The sequence below is a fragment of the Kitasatospora sp. Root107 genome, from assembly GCF_001424875.1.
Lineage (GTDB): Bacteria > Actinomycetota > Actinomycetes > Streptomycetales > Streptomycetaceae > Kitasatospora.
In genome coordinates this window covers 16188-32162 of sequence record NZ_LMCT01000015.1, presented here as the reverse complement: position 1 = coordinate 32162, position 15975 = coordinate 16188, and the positions used below count along the sequence as shown (strand labels likewise).

19 protein-coding genes and 1 riboswitch are annotated in these 15975 nt (G+C 69.7%); of the genes, 8 read left to right on the top strand and 11 right to left on the bottom strand.

Annotation, left to right across the window (positions count from 1 at the left end):
- Positions 1–56: 56 nt before the first annotated feature.
- The 4 genes from ASC99_RS16215 to ASC99_RS16200 all read right to left on the bottom strand — a co-directional run bounded on the left by ASC99_RS16215 (position 57) and on the right by ASC99_RS16200 (position 5068).
- Positions 57–1829 carry an ABC transporter substrate-binding protein gene (locus ASC99_RS16215; protein ID WP_057232677.1) on the bottom strand — a complete coding sequence of 591 codons (1773 nt, stop codon included), beginning with the start codon at positions 1827–1829 and terminating at the stop codon, positions 57–59.
- 147 nt (positions 1830–1976) lie between these two features.
- A complete protein-coding gene (locus ASC99_RS16210) occupies positions 1977–2957 on the bottom strand; it encodes an ABC transporter permease (RefSeq protein WP_057232675.1) in 981 nt (326 codons plus the stop codon).
- Positions 2958–3379: 422 nt separating this feature from the next.
- The gene (locus ASC99_RS16205) at positions 3380–4147 is read right to left on the bottom strand and encodes an enhanced serine sensitivity protein SseB C-terminal domain-containing protein (protein WP_057232673.1); all 768 of its coding nucleotides are present in this window, start codon (positions 4145–4147) and stop codon (positions 3380–3382) included.
- A 111-nt stretch (positions 4148–4258) separates the two neighbouring features.
- Positions 4259–5068 carry an enhanced serine sensitivity protein SseB gene (locus ASC99_RS16200; RefSeq protein WP_082598378.1) on the bottom strand — a complete coding sequence of 270 codons (810 nt, stop codon included), beginning with the start codon at positions 5066–5068 and terminating at the stop codon, positions 4259–4261.
- A 117-nt stretch (positions 5069–5185) separates the two neighbouring features.
- Positions 5186–5288: riboswitch (glycine riboswitch) on the top strand.
- Between the two features lie 151 nt (positions 5289–5439).
- Between ASC99_RS16200 and gcvT the strand changes: the two genes are divergently transcribed.
- From gcvT to ASC99_RS16180, 4 genes are all read left to right on the top strand, one after another.
- Entirely contained in the window at positions 5440–6558 is a 1119-nt protein-coding gene (gene gcvT / locus ASC99_RS16195) for a glycine cleavage system aminomethyltransferase GcvT (protein WP_057232671.1), read from the top strand.
- Between the two features lie 76 nt (positions 6559–6634).
- Positions 6635–7009, top strand: coding sequence for a glycine cleavage system protein GcvH (gene gcvH / locus ASC99_RS16190; protein WP_057232669.1), 375 nt, complete (start codon positions 6635–6637; stop codon positions 7007–7009).
- A 90-nt stretch (positions 7010–7099) separates the two neighbouring features.
- The gene (glyA, locus tag ASC99_RS16185; RefSeq protein ID WP_057232667.1) at positions 7100–8365 is read left to right on the top strand and encodes a serine hydroxymethyltransferase; all 1266 of its coding nucleotides are present in this window, start codon (positions 7100–7102) and stop codon (positions 8363–8365) included.
- A gap of 175 nt (positions 8366–8540) precedes the next feature.
- Positions 8541–9908 carry an L-serine ammonia-lyase gene (locus ASC99_RS16180; protein WP_057232664.1) on the top strand — a complete coding sequence of 456 codons (1368 nt, stop codon included), beginning with the start codon at positions 8541–8543 and terminating at the stop codon, positions 9906–9908.
- Between the two features lie 61 nt (positions 9909–9969).
- Here the strand turns inward: ASC99_RS16180 and ASC99_RS16175 are convergent, their stop codons facing one another.
- From ASC99_RS16175 to ASC99_RS38590, 5 genes are all read right to left on the bottom strand, one after another.
- Complete coding sequence (locus ASC99_RS16175) at positions 9970–10299, bottom strand: hypothetical protein (protein ID WP_057232662.1); 330 nt, start codon at positions 10297–10299, stop codon at positions 9970–9972.
- On the bottom strand, positions 10296–10565 hold the full coding sequence (locus ASC99_RS16170; protein WP_157531575.1) for a hypothetical protein: 270 nt from the start codon (positions 10563–10565) through the stop codon (positions 10296–10298). Before ASC99_RS16170 ends, ASC99_RS16175 begins: the two co-directional genes overlap by 4 nt.
- A gap of 129 nt (positions 10566–10694) precedes the next feature.
- On the bottom strand, positions 10695–10904 hold the full coding sequence (locus ASC99_RS16165; protein ID WP_057232658.1) for a hypothetical protein: 210 nt from the start codon (positions 10902–10904) through the stop codon (positions 10695–10697).
- Positions 10897–11124: a hypothetical protein gene (locus tag ASC99_RS16160; protein WP_057232656.1), complete on the bottom strand. Its 228-nt coding sequence runs from the start codon at positions 11122–11124 to the stop codon at positions 10897–10899. Before ASC99_RS16160 ends, ASC99_RS16165 begins: the two co-directional genes overlap by 8 nt.
- Positions 11121–11297, bottom strand: coding sequence for a hypothetical protein (locus ASC99_RS38590; protein ID WP_157531574.1), 177 nt, complete (start codon positions 11295–11297; stop codon positions 11121–11123). Before ASC99_RS38590 ends, ASC99_RS16160 begins: the two co-directional genes overlap by 4 nt.
- Before the next feature lie 199 nt (positions 11298–11496).
- Between ASC99_RS38590 and ASC99_RS16155 the strand changes: the two genes are divergently transcribed.
- Complete coding sequence (locus ASC99_RS16155) at positions 11497–12774, top strand: hypothetical protein (RefSeq protein WP_057232654.1); 1278 nt, start codon at positions 11497–11499, stop codon at positions 12772–12774.
- On the opposite strand, the gene ASC99_RS16150 is transcribed toward ASC99_RS16155, so the two are convergent.
- Entirely contained in the window at positions 12755–13417 is a 663-nt protein-coding gene (locus ASC99_RS16150; RefSeq protein ID WP_057232652.1) for an HAD family hydrolase, read from the bottom strand. The genes ASC99_RS16155 and ASC99_RS16150 overlap by 20 nt on opposite strands.
- A 760-nt stretch (positions 13418–14177) precedes the next feature.
- Here ASC99_RS16150 and ASC99_RS16145 point away from each other — a divergent pair.
- Genes ASC99_RS16145 through ASC99_RS16135 form a run of 3 tightly spaced genes read left to right on the top strand, consistent with a single transcriptional unit; the run spans position 14178 to position 15413 of the window.
- Entirely contained in the window at positions 14178–14702 is a 525-nt protein-coding gene (locus ASC99_RS16145) for a hypothetical protein (protein WP_057232650.1), read from the top strand.
- On the top strand, positions 14699–14968 hold the full coding sequence (locus tag ASC99_RS16140) for a type II toxin-antitoxin system Phd/YefM family antitoxin (protein WP_057232649.1): 270 nt from the start codon (positions 14699–14701) through the stop codon (positions 14966–14968). Before ASC99_RS16145 ends, ASC99_RS16140 begins: the two co-directional genes overlap by 4 nt.
- Positions 14958–15413, top strand: a complete 456-nt coding sequence (locus ASC99_RS16135) for a type II toxin-antitoxin system VapC family toxin (protein ID WP_057232647.1) — start codon at positions 14958–14960, stop codon at positions 15411–15413. Before ASC99_RS16140 ends, ASC99_RS16135 begins: the two co-directional genes overlap by 11 nt.
- 1 nt (position 15414) lies before the next feature.
- Here ASC99_RS16135 and ASC99_RS16130 read toward each other — a convergent pair whose 3' ends face one another.
- On the bottom strand, positions 15415–15948 hold the full coding sequence (locus tag ASC99_RS16130) for an NADPH-dependent FMN reductase (RefSeq protein WP_057232645.1): 534 nt from the start codon (positions 15946–15948) through the stop codon (positions 15415–15417).
- Between the last annotated feature and the right edge of the window lie 27 nt (positions 15949–15975).

Below are 15975 nucleotides of genomic sequence, written 5' to 3'. Positions count from 1 at the left end.
GCCTTCACCTGCCCTTCGGACTAGCTGAGCGAACGACGGAAGCGGGGCGGATCAGGTCACTTGCCGTCAGAGACACCCAGGGCCTGGAAGTCCACCTCGCCGAAGGCGTCGTTGATGAAGACGTTGGTCAGGCGCGGGTTGCGGTAGTTCAGCGCCTTGTCGGCGACGACCGGCAGCCAGACCGCGCCGTCCACGACCTTGTGGTTGATCTTCTTGTAGATCTCGGCGGCCTTCGCCGGGTCCTTCTCGGCCGCGGCCTGGTCGAACCAGGCGTTGACCTCCGGGTCGTTGGTCTCCGGGTAGTTGCTGTTACCGGTCTTGCTGATGAAGCGACCGTCCATCAGCGGCTGCATGTAGCCGGCGCCATCGGGGTAGTCCGCACCCCAGCCGGCCACGATCAGGCCGTAGCCCTTGGTGTGGACGGTGTCGGGCGAACCAGCGACCGAGGCCAGCAGCTTGCCGTCGTACTGCTCGACGTTGACCGTGACGTTGATGGCCTTCAGGGCGGTCTGCAGCGCGACGGCCGTGTTGACCTCCTTGGCCTTGTTGCCACGGACGGCGATGGTGGTGGCGAAGCCCTCCGGCTTGCCACACTCCTTCAGCTCCGCCTTGGCCTTCTCGACGTCCGGCTTGCCCTTGGTCAGGCCGAACGGGTCGTAGTCGTCCGAGCCGAGGATGTTCGGGGGCAGCATCGAGCCGAACAGCGAACCGGCCGAGTTGCCGCCACGGGCGGTCTGCAGCGCGGTGGTGTCGGCCGCGTACATCACGGCCTTGCGGCAGTGGATGTTGTCGAACGGCGCGACCGCCGGGACCAGCGAGATGAAGCGGATGAAGCCGTTGTACGGGTTGTCCGTGTTGGCCTTCAGCGCCGGGTCGGTGAGGACCTTGGCCTGGGCGGCCTGCGAGAGACCGGTCTGCGCCCAGTCGAGGTCGGCGGTGCCGTCCAGCTGGCGGGCGTCCATGTCGTCGGCGTTGGTGGTGATCGTCAGCTTGACGACGTCCGGCAGCGCCTTGCGGAACGAGTCGCTGGCCGGGTCCCAGTGCTCGTTGCGGACCAGCTCGTAGCCCTTGCCCGGCTCGGCCGACTTGAACTTGTACGGGCCCGAGGAGACCGGCTTGTCACCGTACTTGGCACCGGTGTCCAGCTTCTGCGGCACGGGCGAGGCCGAGCCCATCGCCAGCAGGTACGGGAAGGAGGAGTCCGGCTTGGCCAGGTGGAAGACGATCGTGGTGTCGTCCGGGGTCTCCACCGTCTTCAGACCCAGCTTGTTCGGGTCCGTGTCGGTGTAGGGGCCCTTGTAGTCCTGGCCCTGGTCCAGCGAGTTGATCAGGTAGGTCGGACCACCGGCGACGACGTCCTGCGCGAAGATGCGCTCGATGCCGTACTTGATGTCCTTCGTGGTGATCGGCGAGCCGTCCTCGAACTTCAGGCCGCTCTTCAGCTTGAAGGTGTAGGTCTTGCCGTCGGCGGCGATCTCCGGCTGCGCGGCGGCGAGGTCCGGAACGAGCTTCAGGCCCTCCTTGCCCGGCTTGCCGTCGAAGGCGAGCAGCGTACGGGCGTAGAAGCGCTCGTAGTTCCACACCGAGGCGTAGTAGGCACGACCCGGGTCCAGGGAGTCAACGTCCGTGCTGGACCACAGGTTGAGGGTGCCGCCCTTCTTGTCGGAGGGGTTGTGCACCTTGTCGACGGCGGCGTTGAAGCCACCCTTCGAGGCGGACTTGCTGGCGCCGTCGCCGGCGCCGCCGCCCTTCGAGCCGCCGCAGGCGGAGACGGTGAGGGCCAGCGTTGCCACCAGGGCGGCGGCGGCGAGCGTCCTGTTACGCGTCATGGGTACGGATCCTCCTGATGAAGTGCGGGCCTGAGCGGTCCGCCGGGGGGCTGTGATCCCCCAAGTGGGTGGGCCGCATGGTGGACCGGCCGCCGATGGGGGTCGGACGGCCTTGCGGGATGGGGCAGTTGGTGCTCGCCTCGGGGCTCAGTTGCCCTTGGGGTCGAGCGCGTCACGCAGTCCGTCGCCGAACAGGTTGAAGGCGAGGACGGTGACGAAGATCGCCAGGCCGGGGACCACCATGTAGGTCGGATCGACCTGGTAGATCTTGGTGGCCTCGGAGAGCATCTGGCCCCAGGAAGGGGTCGGCGGCTTGACGCCCGCGCCCAGGAAGCTCAGCGCGGCCTCGCTGAGGATGTTGGTCGGGATGATCAGGGTCGTGTAGACCAGGATCGGTGCCACCAGGTTGGGCAGCAGCTCCCGGAGCAGGATGTGCACACTGCCGGCACCCAGGCTGCGGGCCGCATCGACGAACTCCCGCTCTCGCAGCGACATGGCCTGGCCTCTGACGATGCGCCCGATGTAGGGCCAGCCGAAGCCACCGATGACCACCACCAGGATGCCCATCCGCAGGAAGCTGCCGTCGACACCGAGCAGCGAGCTCGGCATCACGGAGACCAGCGCGATGCTGAACAGCAGCTGGGGGAAGGCGAGCAGGACATCCATGACCTTGCTGATCACCGAGTCGACCCAGCCGCCGAAGTAGCCGGCCGCGGTGCCCACCAGGACGCCGATGACCACCGAGAGGGCGGCCGACAACAGAGCCACCGTGAGGGAGATCCGGGCGCCGTAGACGATCCGGCTGAACACGTCGCGACCGAAGGTCGGGTCCACGCCGAACAGGTAGTCCGCGCTCATACCGCCGAAGGAGCCGTTGGGCAGGCCCAGGTCCGGGTTGATCTGGTCCGGGTGCGGCTCGTCGACCGGATGGCCGAACAGTGCGATGAGCACCGGCGCGAAGACCGCGGCCAGGATCAGCAGCAGCACGACGACGCCACCGGCCAGCGCGACCTTGTCGCGCTTGAGCCGGCTCCAGGCGATCCGGCCCGGCGAACGGCCCTCGATCCGCTTGGCCGGTACTGCTGTTGGCGGCGGAGCGTCGGTGGTGCTCTCAGTGGAAGTGCTCATGTCTCAGTTCGTTCCCCTCGCCGACGGTGGCCGGCCCACGGTCCGGACACGTACGGGCGGCGGGCCCGGTGGGGCCCGGGCCCGAAGGATGGTCCGGTGTCGCGTACTGGTGCGGTGGTGGTGCTGGTGCGTCGGTGCGGTGCTGCCCGGCCGCTGATGCGGCGGTGTACGAAGGATGCTGGAAAGCAAGGGAGTTGCAGGACCGGGTCGGCCAAACCCTTGAACCGCTTTGGGCAGACTCTCTGGCATTCGGGTTGCCATACGCCAGACCTGACAACCGAAGGATGCCCAACTGTGATCTGTCCGCATGCACTCGTGACCTTGCCGAATAACGCTCTTCACACAGCTGTTACATGTCTGTCAAGATGCGTGTAGATGAACAATCGGGACGTACCCCAACTACCCTGTCGGAGCAGGGGGTTTCACTGCCAGGGCTGGTGCGGCCAGTACCCCTGGGCAGGGTAGGGTCGGGCCTCCCGGTCGAAGAACGGGCGGGCGAAGGCGCGCATCCACAGCGCCACCGGGTCCCACTCGTCGGCCAGCACCACGGTGGAGACCGGCAGCCCGGCCGGGATCTGCGGCACCGCACGCTGCACCAGCGCCCTGGCCGCCTCGACGGCGGGCGGCGAGGTGTCGTACAGGTCGAGACCGATCGCCAGGTAGGGCTCACCGAGCGCCGGACGCACCCAGGCCTGCCGGAGCGCCCGGACCGGGCGCACCTCGGCCGCCTCGCGCTGCAGCTGGGCGTAGAACTGCGGCGCCTGGACCACCGGATCGGTCAGCTGGAGCGGCCCGGCCGGCAGCCGGTCCAGACCGGCGGCGATCCGCCGCAGGTCGGCCCAGGGCACCCCGACGCCACCGCCGGGCACATGCGGGTTGAGCCACAGGCCCCAGCGCGTCCGGTACAGCGCGTTGGCGATCTCCGGGCCCGAGATCACCTCGTGACTGCGGGCCCAGCCACTCGCGGCCAGCTGCTCGGGCGAGGTGACGGCGGGGGCGTAGCCGTGGCCGCCGAGCTCCATGTTTCCGTACTGGGCGTCCGGACTGCCCGGGGTGCCGTGCCACAGCAGCATCCAGACCCGGCCCTCGGCCAGCGCGTACAGCAGCCGCTCGTAGGCGTCGAAGCGGTCGGGCGCGACCTCGCCGAGGGCGCGCTCGATCGCGCCGTCTGCCGTCGCTCCCGCGCTCATACCTCGCTCCGCCCGTTTCCGCCCGTCTCGCCCTGGGCTCCGAGCGAAGCCTATTGGCCCGGCCCGACAGCCGTCATACCGCCGCCCCGTACCGGTGGGTCACCCGCCGGATCAGCCGGGGGCCGTTCCGGAACGCACGTAGAAGGGGCGTACCCGGGTGAGCATCCACTCCACCACCGGATCGGCCACCAGATCCAGCAGCACCAGATGGACGCCCCACGGCGGCGGGGTGGTTCCGAGCGCCCGGCCGAGCGCCTCGTTCACCTGCCCGGGATCGGCCGGCCAGCCGGCGTCCAGTTGTACCCCGATGAACAGCACCGGAGCGTCCCGCTCCACTCCGGCCAGCGCCCGACGGGCCGTCAGCACACCGGGCAGCTCGGCCAGTTCGGTGATCGCGGCACCAAGGAAGGCGTACGGCTCCTCGGCCGGCTCCGGCTCCCGCAGGGCCACCCTGGCCCCGTCCGGCTGCTGCTCCCAGCGCTCACCCTGCGGCCCCCGGCGCAGCTCGCCGACCCCCTCCGGCGGTACCGGGATGCCCACCGGCGCCTCCGGGTTGACCGCGATGCCCACCCCGAGCGGCAGCCCCCGGGCGAACTCCCAGGCCGGCGCGACCGCACAGGCCAGCCCCGGCGCCTGCTGCAGGAAGGTCTCCTGCGAGGAGAAGACCGGGACGTACGGGGAGCCCGCCAGCTCGATCGTGGGCAGATCGAGACCGCTGCCCTGCGGGTCCGCCCCGGCGGGGAGCGGGATCCAGATCTGACTGCGCGCCAGCACCTCGATCACCCGGGGCGTCGCACCCGGATCGCCGAGTGCGGCGGTCAGCACCTGCTCCAGCTCGTTGACCGGCCAGCTGCCGCCGGGCGGCGCGGCGCCCGGCTCGGCCCACGTCTGTGCCCCTGTGTCGCCCGCCGGGTAACCCATCGCCCTCTGGTACCGCCCCTCTAGGTCTGTGCGCGAAAGCGTAGCGGTCGGGGCCCCTCCCCTCGGGGCCGCGACTCGTGCCATGATGGCCCCGCCCACAACTTCACACTGGCCGCTCGAACCCGCGCGGGAGAGTCCGGACTGCCCTCGTGGCACAGGCCGGCGCCGAAGGAGCAAGTCCTCCCCGGAATCTCTCAGGCACCCCTACCGCCCGGGCGAGGCAGATCTGGAAAGTGGACACGGCCGCGCCGTGCGCCCACCCACGGTGCAAGCCGCCATCCTTGGATGTGCGGTGAAGCTCTCAGGTTGTGACGACAGACGGGGAGACTCCACCCCTGCATGCCCGTTTGCTGCCAAGGAGTCCAGTCACCATGTCCCCTCGCCTCACCGCGCTCGACGCGCTGCACCGTTCGCTCGGCGCGACCATGACCGACTTCGCCGGCTGGGACATGCCGCTCCGCTACGGCAGCGAGCGTGAGGAACACCTCGCGGTCCGTACCAAGGCGGGTCTCTTCGACCTCTCGCACATGGGCGAGATCACCGTGACGGGCCCTCAGGCCGGTGAGCTGCTGGACCACGCGCTGGTCGGCTTCATCTCCGCACTCGGCGTGCTGCGCGCCCGCTACACGATGATCTGCCGCGAGGACGGCGGCATCCTGGACGACCTGATCGTCTACCGCACCGGCGAGACCGAGTACATGGTGGTCGCCAACGCCTCGAACGCCCAGGTGGTGCTGGACGCGCTGACCGAGCGCGCGGCCGGCTTCGACGCGGTGGTCCGGGACGACCGGGACGCCTACGCGCTGATCGCGGTCCAGGGCCCGGAGGCCAACGGCATCCTGGCCTCGGTCACCGACGCCGACCTGCCCGGCCTCAAGTACTACGCGCTGCTGCCCGCCACGGTCGCGGACCGCGAGGTCTGGCTGGCCCGCACCGGCTACACCGGCGAGGACGGCTTCGAGGTCTTCTGCGCCCCGGCCGACGCCGAGCACCTGTGGAACGCGCTGACCGAGGCCGGCGCCCCGGTCGGCCTGGTCCCGGCCGGCCTGTCCTGCCGCGACACCCTCCGCCTGGAGGCCGGCATGCCGCTCTACGGGCACGAGCTCTCCACCGACCTGACCCCGTTCGACGCCGGTCTGGGCCGGGTGGTCCGCTTCGACAAGACCACCAACGACGGCCAGTTCGTCGGCCGCAAGGCCCTGGAGGCCGCCGCCGCGCAGGCCGAGGCCAACCCCCCGCGCAAGCTGGTCGGCCTGGTCTCCGAGGGCAAGCGCGTTCCGCGCGCCGAGTACGACGTGGTCAGCACGGACGGCACCCCGATCGGGCGGATCACCTCGGGTGCCCCGTCCCCCACCCTGGGCAAGCCGATCGCCATCGCGTACGTGGACGCGGCGCACGCCGCCCCCGGCACCGCGGTGGCCGTCGACGTGCGCGGCAAGCACGAGCCGGTCGAGGTCGTTGCGCTGCCGTTCTACAAGCGCGCTCGCTGATCCTGACCCCCTTTCAGACCGGTCCGCACAGCGGACGGCTTCGCCCTACCCTCTTGCGATCCTGGAGAATGACGCCATGAGCAACCCCACGCACCTGCAGTACACCGAGGAGCACGAGTGGCTGACGGCCGCTGAGGACGGTGTCTCGACGGTCGGCATCACCAAGCACGCCGCCGACGCCCTCGGCGACATCGTCTACGTCCAGCTCCCCGAGGTGGGTCAGGCCCTCACCGCGGGTGACACCTGTGGCGAGCTCGAGTCCACCAAGTCGGTCAGCGACCTGTACTCCCCCGTCACGGGCGAGGTCACCGAGATCAACCAGGCCGTCATCGACGACCCGGCCTCGGTCAACAGCGACCCGTTCGGCGAGGCCTGGCTGTTCAAGGTCCGCGTCGAGGCGACCGACAAGCTGCTTTCGGCCGCCGAGTACGACGCCTTCATCAAGGCCTGAACCACTGGTTGACGGGGGGCCGGCCGCAGCGCGGCGGCCGGCCCTCTCCCTTGGTCCACTGCCCGCACCGCCCCACGGGAAGACCCTGACATGACGGTTCTTAACCAGTCCCTGCACGCGCTCGACCCCGAGATCGCCGCCGCGGTCGACGCCGAGCTGCACCGCCAGCAGACCACCCTCGAGATGATCGCCTCCGAGAACTTCGCGCCCGTCGCGGTGATGGAGGCACAGGGTTCGGTCCTCACCAACAAGTACGCCGAGGGCTACCCCGGCCGCCGCTACTACGGTGGCTGCGAGCACGTCGACGTGGCCGAGCAGATCGCCATCGACCGGGTCAAGGAGCTGTTCGGCGCCGAGTACGCCAACGTGCAGCCGCACTCCGGCGCCTCCGCCAACCAGGCCGCGCTCTTCGCGATCGCCCAGCCCGGTGACACCATCCTGGGCCTGGACCTGGCGCACGGCGGCCACCTGACCCACGGCATGCGGCTGAACTTCTCCGGCAAGCAGTTCAACGTGGTCGCGTACCACGTCGACTCGGCCGGCCTGGTCGACATGGCCGAGGTCGAGCGCCTCGCCAAGGAGCACCGCCCCAAGGTGATCATCGCGGGCTGGTCCGCCTACCCGCGCCAGCTGGACTTCGCCGAGTTCCGCCGGATCGCCGACGAGGTCGAGGCCTACCTGTGGGTCGACATGGCCCACTTCGCGGGCCTGGTCGCCGCCGGTCTGCACCCGAACCCGGTCGAGTACGCGGACGTGGTCACCTCCACCACGCACAAGACGCTCGGCGGCCCCCGCGGCGGCATCATCCTGGCGAAGCAGGAGTTCGCCAAGAAGCTGAACTCCTCGGTCTTCCCCGGATTCCAGGGCGGCCCGCTGGAGCACGTGATCGCGGCCAAGGCCGTCTCCTTCAAGATCGCCGCCTCCGAGGACTTCAAGGACCGTCAGCAGCGCACCCTGGAGGGCGCGAAGCTGCTCGCCGAGCGCCTGCTCCAGGACGACGCGACCGCGGCCGGTGTCTCGGTCCTCTCCGGTGGCACCGACGTGCACCTGGTCCTGGTCGACCTGCGCAACAGCCAGCTCGACGGCCAGCAGGCCGAGGACCGCCTCCACGAGGTCGGCATCACGGTCAACCGCAACGCCGTCCCGAACGACCCGCGCCCGCCGATGGTCACCTCCGGCCTGCGGATCGGCACCCCGGCGCTCGCCACCCGCGGCTTCCGGACCGAGGACTTCCGCGAGGTCGCCGACGTCATCGCCGAGGCCCTGCTGCCCACCTTCGACGAGGCCAAGGCCGAGTCGCTGAAGGCCCGGGTCACCGCGCTGGCCGTGAAGTACCCGCTCTACCCCGAGCTGTAGGCAGTTCTTCGCCGGGAGGTGTGACAGGCGACACCCGCCACACCTCCCGGTCACCCGGGGCACCGCGCACACTGGACAGTGAGGCGGTGCCCCGTCCCATGCCCGGCGTTGCGCGTCCGTCCACCCGACGGAGTGCCACCCTCCACTCCACGAGACCAGACAAGGACGTCACCCCGTGGCCCTCAGCGTTTTCGACCTCTTCTCCATCGGTATCGGCCCCTCCAGCTCGCACACCGTCGGACCGATGCGCGCGGCCCGGATGTTCGCCCGCCGCCTGAAGTCCGAGAGCCTGCTGGCGCAGACGACCGGCATCCGCGCCGAGCTGTTCGGCTCGCTCGGCGCCACCGGGCACGGCCACGGCACCCCGAAGGCCGTCCTGCTCGGCCTCGAGGGCAACTCCCCCCGCACGGTCGACGTCGACCAGGCCGACGTGGACGTGGACCGGATCAAGGCCGAGAAGCGGCTGAGCCTGCTCGGGGTGCAGGACATCGCCTTCGACCCCGACACCCAGCTGATCCTGCACCGCCGCCGCTCGCTGCCGTACCACGCCAACGGCATGACGCTGTGGGCCTTCGACGCCGACGGCACCGAGCTGCTCTCGAAGACCTACTACTCCGTCGGCGGCGGCTTCGTGGTCGACGAGGACGCGATCGGCGCCGACCGGGTGGTCCCCGACGACACCGCGCTGCGCTACCCCTTCCGCACCGGCGACCAGCTGCTCCGGCTCACCCGGGAGACCGGCCTGTCCATCTCAGGCCTGATGCTGGAGAACGAGAAGGCCTGGCGCAGCGAGGCCGAGATCCGGGCCGGGCTGCTGGAGATCTGGCGGGTCATGCAGGAGTGCGTCGCGGCCGGCATGAGCCGCGAGGGCATCCTGCCGGGCGGCCTGAAGGTCCGTCGGCGCGCCGCCTCCGGCGCCCGCGCCATGCGCGCCGAGGGCATCGGCCCGGCCAACGCGATGGAGTGGGTCACCCTCTACGCGATGGCCGTCAACGAGGAGAACGCCTCCGGCCAGCGGGTGGTCACCGCCCCCACCAACGGCGCGGCCGGCATCATCCCCGCCGTCCTGCACTACTTCACCAACTTCATCCCCGGCGCCGACGAGGACGGCATCGTCCGCTTCCTGCTCGCGGCCGGTGCGATCGGCATGCTCTTCAAGGAGAACGCCTCCATCTCCGGCGCCGAGGTCGGCTGCCAGGGCGAGGTCGGCTCCGCCTGCTCGATGGCCGCCGGCGGCCTCGCCGAGGTCCTCGGCGGCACCCCCGAACAGGTCGAGAACGCCGCCGAGATCGGCATCGAGCACAACCTCGGCCTCACCTGCGACCCGGTCGGCGGCCTGGTCCAGATCCCCTGCATCGAACGCAACGGCATGGCCTCCGTCAAGGCCGTCACCGCCGCCCGGATGGCCCTGCGCGGCGACGGCCGCCACCACGTCTCCCTCGACAAGGCCATCAAGACCATGAAGGAGACCGGCGCCGACATGAAGGTCAAGTACAAGGAGACCTCCCGCGGCGGCCTCGCGGTCAACGTCATCGAGTGCTAGGAATCCCTGCCGAATCCCTGGTCCGCAAAGCGCTGACCAGGGATTTCAGGTCCCTTGCCGATCAGAAGCTCTCGGGGTAGTCATCCGTCCGCACGATCCTGGCAACGTAGAACCCAGGACCGTAGGGCGTCTCGGTCGCGTGGTACTGGACCAGCCCGAGATCGCGCGCCAACGGAGCCAAGAAGGCGCCCGCCAGTCCGGGAATCGCCTCAGCGTGCCCCGGATGCCTTCCGGTCTCCAGCGTCTCGCGCAGGCCGACCAGGAACGCGGCGATCGCCGAGACCACGTCCGGTGGCGTCACCGCGTAGTCGAACACGTCCTGAACCTGCGGCGACAAAGTGATCGGGTCGTGCTGCTCGTCCCCGTCGTACGGGTCGTCCCAGTCGCTCAACGCGGCCCGTGCTCCCTCAGGACAACCGACAGAGCCCGGCCTGGAGCCGTTCCTTCCTGAACCGCGGCGTGGACACGGGCGGTGGCGGGATCGTTGTAGAGCTCGACCCGCAGCCGCCAGCGACGGAGGACCCCGGCGATCTCTTCCTCGCTCGCGGACCCCATGTCACGGTAGAAGGCCATCCGCTGTGAGGGCGGCAAGGCCGCCCCGATCTCGTCCTGCGTTCGAGGACGTGCACCGTAGGGTTCATTGGGCTGTGCGGTCATCGCTCCTCCTACGGCGCCATGGCTGGCAACTACGCCACGGGCTCCTACCAACCACGTCCACTCTAGCGAGACGGACTCGCTACCGAGACGTCTCGTAGGAGCCGGACTCACTGCCCTGGACGCTGTGACTCACGTGAGCGGCCTCCGGAGAATCTTCTTCGCCTCGGCCTCTAGCTTCATACCCCAGAGGATGGCGCGCTCCAGTGACGTGAACCTCTCGATCCGACGGTCCGGTCCGGGCACCCGCAGCCAGTCGCTCCGCTCGCGGTCCCAAGCTCCCCAAAGGGCCGGCGCCTTGCCGACCGGCGGGAGCTGCCGGGCCTCGTAGCGGTCAGCCACGGCTCTGCTCCGCCCGCTGGGCGATGTACCAGTACTGGAGGCGGTGGCTTCGCGCGATCTCCGGACCGGCCCAGCGGTCGGTCTCGCCGCCGGCCTGGACGAGCTCGCCGGTGACGACGTCGCGCAGGCCCCAGAGACGCCGGCCCTTCTCGTCCGCAGGGAGTTGCTCGGCGACGAACCGGTCCTCAACGTGATACTGCGGGAGCGGTACGGCGCTCACTTGCCGAGCTCCAGGTCCGCTGTGCAGACCACGGTGACGATCTGCTGGATCACGCCGGGGGCGTAGGGCACTTCGACTGTCTGATCAGGGTGGAGCGGCGATGCCTGGGAGCCGCAGTGTCTGCACGCGTTCCCGGCCGCCTGCTCTGGGGTGAGCTGTACCCGCTCGGTCATGATCCCCCGATGTAAGTCTGGTGGCCACTTGATGTGTTGGGTTCATCGTCGACCCCAGAGCAGACGTCCTAAAGGCCGAACCGAGGACCCTTAGAGGACTCCTTGCGGACTGACCGGACATATCCTCGAGCCTCACGGCCCCCAACTGTCCGCTCTGCGGCTACGGTTGAGTGACTGTCAGACTCACCAGGAGGCCGCCGTGGCCCGACCCTCCGGAAACGTCGCGCTCAAGGCGGCCCGCCAGGCCGCGGGACTGAGCTCCCAGCAGGCGTTCGCCGACGCCCTCAGCGCTGCCGCTCACCAACTGGGCATGGTCCACATCATGGTGAGCACCCGTCAGATCCGACGCTGGGAGTCCGAGACGCCGCCCTGGCCGCAGGATGACTACCAGCGACTCCTCACCCAGGTGCTCCACTTGCCCGTCGAACAGCTCGGGTTTCGGCCGCCCTGGGACCCGACGCCCCAGCCAGTGCAACCGCAGCCAACGGCGGTCCCGTCATCTCACGGCGGGTCGGCTCTCCGGGCGACGCTGCCGCGGCCAACTCAGTCGTCGCCGCAGCAGCCACCAACCATCGGCGCGGATTACGCCATAGTCACCGAGGCACATCGCCGCCTGTACTGGAGTGTCGCCCCGGCGAACCTAGTTCAGGCGGTCGTGGAGCACGCCGCACTGGGCACCACGCTCCTGGGCGAGACCACCGGCGTCGCTCGCCGGGTTCTCGCTACCGCCCTCGCCGAGACACACCTCCTGGCCGGCCGCATCCAGTTCTTCGATCTCCGGCAACCCGAGCAGGCGGACAGCACCTACCTCCGGGCCCTCCAGGCCGCAGGCGAGGCGGGTGATTCACTTCTCGGGGCTGCGATCCTGGCGCACACCGCGTTTGTCCTGGGCTGGGCGGGCTGTCGGGATGAGGCGGTCGAGCGGATGGTGGCCGCGCGTACCTATGCCCGTCGTGGGCCTGCCTCTGCGGAACTGCTGGCTTGGCTGGACGCAGTAGAGGCGGAGTGCCTCACCCGATGCGGCGACCAGCGCGGCGCGCTCACCCTCCTCCGCCGGGCCGAGAACACCCTGGCAGCGGGCAACGAGAACGCCTCCCCGGACTGGTTCACCTGGTTCAGCCCGGTCCGGCTCGCGGCGTTCAAGGGGAACACCGAGCTCGCAGCTGGACACTTGCCGCAGGCTCGCACCACGCTGCGTCGAGTCCTGGACGATCTGCCCGCCACCGACGGCAAGCAGCGCATCGTGGTGCTCGCGGACCTGGCCGCCGTCGAAGCAGCGAGCGGTGACTATCTGGCGGCGTGCAAGCTGGCCGAGCAGGCGCTCGACCAGCTCACGACGACTTGGTACGCCACCGGCATGGACCGGCTCCGGGACGTCCGCCGGGTGCTCGCACAGTGGCAGGACACGGCCGAGGTGCGGAGCCTGGACGACCGGCTCTACAGCTGGGGCGCGACGCTCAGCTCCTTGCAGCGTTGAACTTGGCGATCAGCTCGGGCAGTTCGGCGAGTGAGTCGATCCGGAACGTCGACTTCTGAGCGGTCGGGTCGTGCTGCTGGATCCAGCCCCATGGGCCGCGCCGGATGAGCGCGGTGCGCATCCCGGCATCGAGTGCAGGCAGCACGTCGTTGTCGAGGCGGTCGCCGACGTAGAGGATCTCGTCCAGGGCGGCCGGGGTGACCTCGGCAACCCGCTCGAAGAACAGCGGATCCGGCTTGCTCGCACCCCAGTCGTCGGAGGTGCCGATCAGGTCGACGTCGCCGGTGAACAGCTCGCGTAGCAGGCCCCCGGCCCGCACGGTCTGGTTTCCCGCGATGGCCAGCCACAGGCCGTCAGCGCGGAGCTGGGCGAACGCGGGACGTACGTCCGGGTAGACGTCGTCCTCGCCGAACCACTCCGGCTTGCCCGCAGCCGCGCGGGCCTCGCGCTGCTCGTAGAGGTCGAAGCCAGGCTCGAACACCTTGAACGTCTCGCGGTAGTCGCGCCCCTCGGCGATGACGGCACCGAACTGGGCGACGAAGGTATGCCTGGGCACGCCGAGCCAGTCGGCCCAGGTCCCGTACTCACGGGTCTCGTCCACAAGGCACTCACCAACATCGAACACTACGGCTCTGATCGTCATGGGCCGCAGCCTAGTAGGGGTAGGACATCCCATCGAGGGCGCCGAGAAGCTCACCAAGACCTTCCCGGTTCGGACTGTTCAGGTCCAGTACCCCGCCTGACGGCTCGTCGTACAGCGCCGGAGCTCGGGGTGCAGATTTCGGGCAGCGGGGGCCGAGCGCCCTGTGTATGGAATGGGTGGGTTAACAACCCGCCCACCCTCCCAACACCCGCGCATGCCTGGGGATATGACTTTTCGTGACCACGCCGCAACGGTGTGCTGTCAGCGTGTAGCGTGCGCAGCAACGAACAACCCCCGCCGGTGCTTGCGACACCAGACGGGGGTTTGACCAGCACGATCGACGAAAGCGATCCCGTGGCTACTGAGAACTTTAACGCTGCCCCACACCCGCACGCCCACCCGATGGCCGGACCGGGCTACGGAAAGCGTTCCGCGCCAGGTCAAAACCCGCGCCGAAAGCGCGACTTCGCACACCTGCCCGTACGCGAGGCGTACCTCGCGGCCTTCATCGACCGGCTGCCGAACGGCGCCGCCATCGACACCAAGACCCTGGCCGGCGAGCAGCCGCTCTACGGCCAACAGGCCGTACGGTCGGCGCTCAATGCCCTCTCCACCGCCGGTCACCTGCGCAGGGTCAGGGAGAACGCCGGTAACGGCCACAGCTGCTGGGTGTACCGGACCTACTTCTCCCGCACGGCTCGTAGCGACGCCTGGTGGACGCGCTTCCTCGCGGCCGGCCGCCCCGCCGGTGGCGCACCGGATGAACCCGCAGGCCCGCCACGGGACTTCCGACCGCCGCAGGACATTCACCCGGAAGAGCGCACTCAGCGGTCCCGACCTTCCCCAACTTCCGGAGCAGAACCGTCAGGGGCGGGCGACGACCGCCGTACTCGCCCGGCCGACCCGCTCGGCCCGGTCCGCCGCGTACGAGGCGCTGGCCTCGCTCGGCCTCGCCGATGCGCGGATGATGCTCTCGGCCGCCGACTGCGCCGCGCTGGAGGGCCTGGCCGCCGAGTGGCTGGCGTGCGGGGTGACGAGGCCACAGTTCACGGTCGCCCTCACCGCCGGTCTGCCCGAAACCGTCCACTCCGCAGGCGCGTTGGCCCACAAGCGGCCCATCGCCAAGATGCCGCCCGCACCCATCCGCACCTCGGCGGACACCTCGGAACGGCAGCCCGCACCCATCCGGATCATGGAGTGCACGGACTGCCTGCCGAGCCGAAGTCCAGCTACCACGTGCTACCAGGTAGCACGTGGTAGCACAGCGCATACACTGATGGCGTGACAGTCCAGCCAGAGATCACGCAACGGGACCTGCGCAGCAGGTCAAAAGAGATCATGGATGCAGTGCAGGAGGGTCGGTCCTTCACCGTCACGCGCGACGGGCACCGGATCGGTGAGCTGATCCCCTTGCGCCGACGCAGGCGTTTCGTCTCCCGCGAGGAGTTCACGGCCATGTCACGGAGTGCACCGGACATCTCGCTCGATGCGTTCCGTACCGACCAGGACGCCACTGCCGACCAGGAACTGGACGATCCCTATGCCCGCTGAGTACGCACAGGGGCTGCTCGACACCAACATCATGATTCTGCGCAAGTGGGTGGACCCGGCCGAACTCCCCGCCGAGATGGCCATCAGCGCAATCACCTTGGCCGAGTTGTCCGCCGGCCCGCACGAAGTCCGCAGGAACGAGGAGCAGGACGAGTACGACGAATACGCCGAACGCGCCAGTCGGCTCGACGTCCTCCAACGGGCCGAGAACGAGTTCGACCCGATCCCCTTCGACGCGGAAGCGGCCCGCATCTACGGTCGCATCTGTGCAGCAGTGATCGGTGCCGGGCGCAAGCCCCGGCGACGGGTGGCGGATCTGATGATCGCGGCCATTGCTGTCGCCGAGGGTCTGCCCCTCTTCACCACCAACCCCGACGATTTCAGAGGGCTCGAGAACGTTCTGACCGTTGTGCCGGTGACCAGGCCGAAGATCCCCTCACGGTAGGTCAGGGCGCCAGCAGAGCCCCAAGGACCTCGGCGATCCGGTCGCGGGTGGCCGGGTCGGTGATGAGGCCGTCGGCGCCGCGGCCGTCGTGCGGGACGGGGATGGTGGCGCAGGCGGCTTCGGCCACGGCCGCGCCGGTGTAGCCGAGGACCGAGGCGAGGGTAGCGGCGGCGCCGGTGCCACGGCCGGGGGCGGCGGCGGTGATCCAGGCGGCGGGCTTGTCGCTGATCTCGACGCCGCCGACGGTCCAGTCCAGCAGGTTCTTGAAGGAGCCTGGGAGGGTGCCCGCGTACTCGGGGGCGGAGATCAGCAGCGCGTCGGCCGCCGCGATGGCGGCGCGCAGCTCGGCCACCGGGGCGGGCAGCGGGTCGGTGTCGTGGTCCGGGTTGAAGTGCGGCAGCTCGGCCAGCCCCTCGTAGAACGTGGTGGTCACGCCCTCGGGGGCCAGCGCGGCAGCGGTCCGCAGCACCGCCTCGTTCGAGGACCCGGCCCGCAGGCTTCCACTCAGCAGCAGCACATGACGCGTCATCAGCATGTCGCCAACCTACCCAACTCGCCGCCC

Coding starts and splice junctions, on each gene's coding strand:
- ASC99_RS16200 (WP_082598378.1), bottom strand. CDS start 5,068: ATGGGTTACCCGGCGGGCGACACAGGGGCACAGACGTGGGCCGAGCCG.
- ASC99_RS16170 (WP_157531575.1), bottom strand. CDS start 10,565: ATGACCGCACAGCCCAATGAACCCTACGGTGCACGTCCTCGAACGCAG.
- ASC99_RS16205 (WP_057232673.1), bottom strand. CDS start 4,147: ATGAGCGCGGGAGCGACGGCAGACGGCGCGATCGAGCGCGCCCTCGGC.
- ASC99_RS16210 (WP_057232675.1), bottom strand. CDS start 2,957: ATGAGCACTTCCACTGAGAGCACCACCGACGCTCCGCCGCCAACAGCA.
- ASC99_RS16130 (WP_057232645.1), bottom strand. CDS start 15,948: ATGCTGATGACGCGTCATGTGCTGCTGCTGAGTGGAAGCCTGCGGGCC.
- gcvH (WP_057232669.1), top strand. CDS start 6,635: ATGAGCAACCCCACGCACCTGCAGTACACCGAGGAGCACGAGTGGCTG.
- ASC99_RS16150 (WP_057232652.1), bottom strand. CDS start 13,417: ATGACGATCAGAGCCGTAGTGTTCGATGTTGGTGAGTGCCTTGTGGAC.
- gcvT (WP_057232671.1), top strand. CDS start 5,440: ATGTCCCCTCGCCTCACCGCGCTCGACGCGCTGCACCGTTCGCTCGGC.
- ASC99_RS16145 (WP_057232650.1), top strand. CDS start 14,178: ATGAACCCGCAGGCCCGCCACGGGACTTCCGACCGCCGCAGGACATTC.
- ASC99_RS38590 (WP_157531574.1), bottom strand. CDS start 11,297: ATGACCGAGCGGGTACAGCTCACCCCAGAGCAGGCGGCCGGGAACGCG.
- ASC99_RS16215 (WP_057232677.1), bottom strand. CDS start 1,829: ATGACGCGTAACAGGACGCTCGCCGCCGCCGCCCTGGTGGCAACGCTG.
- glyA (WP_057232667.1), top strand. CDS start 7,100: ATGACGGTTCTTAACCAGTCCCTGCACGCGCTCGACCCCGAGATCGCC.
- ASC99_RS16135 (WP_057232647.1), top strand. CDS start 14,958: ATGCCCGCTGAGTACGCACAGGGGCTGCTCGACACCAACATCATGATT.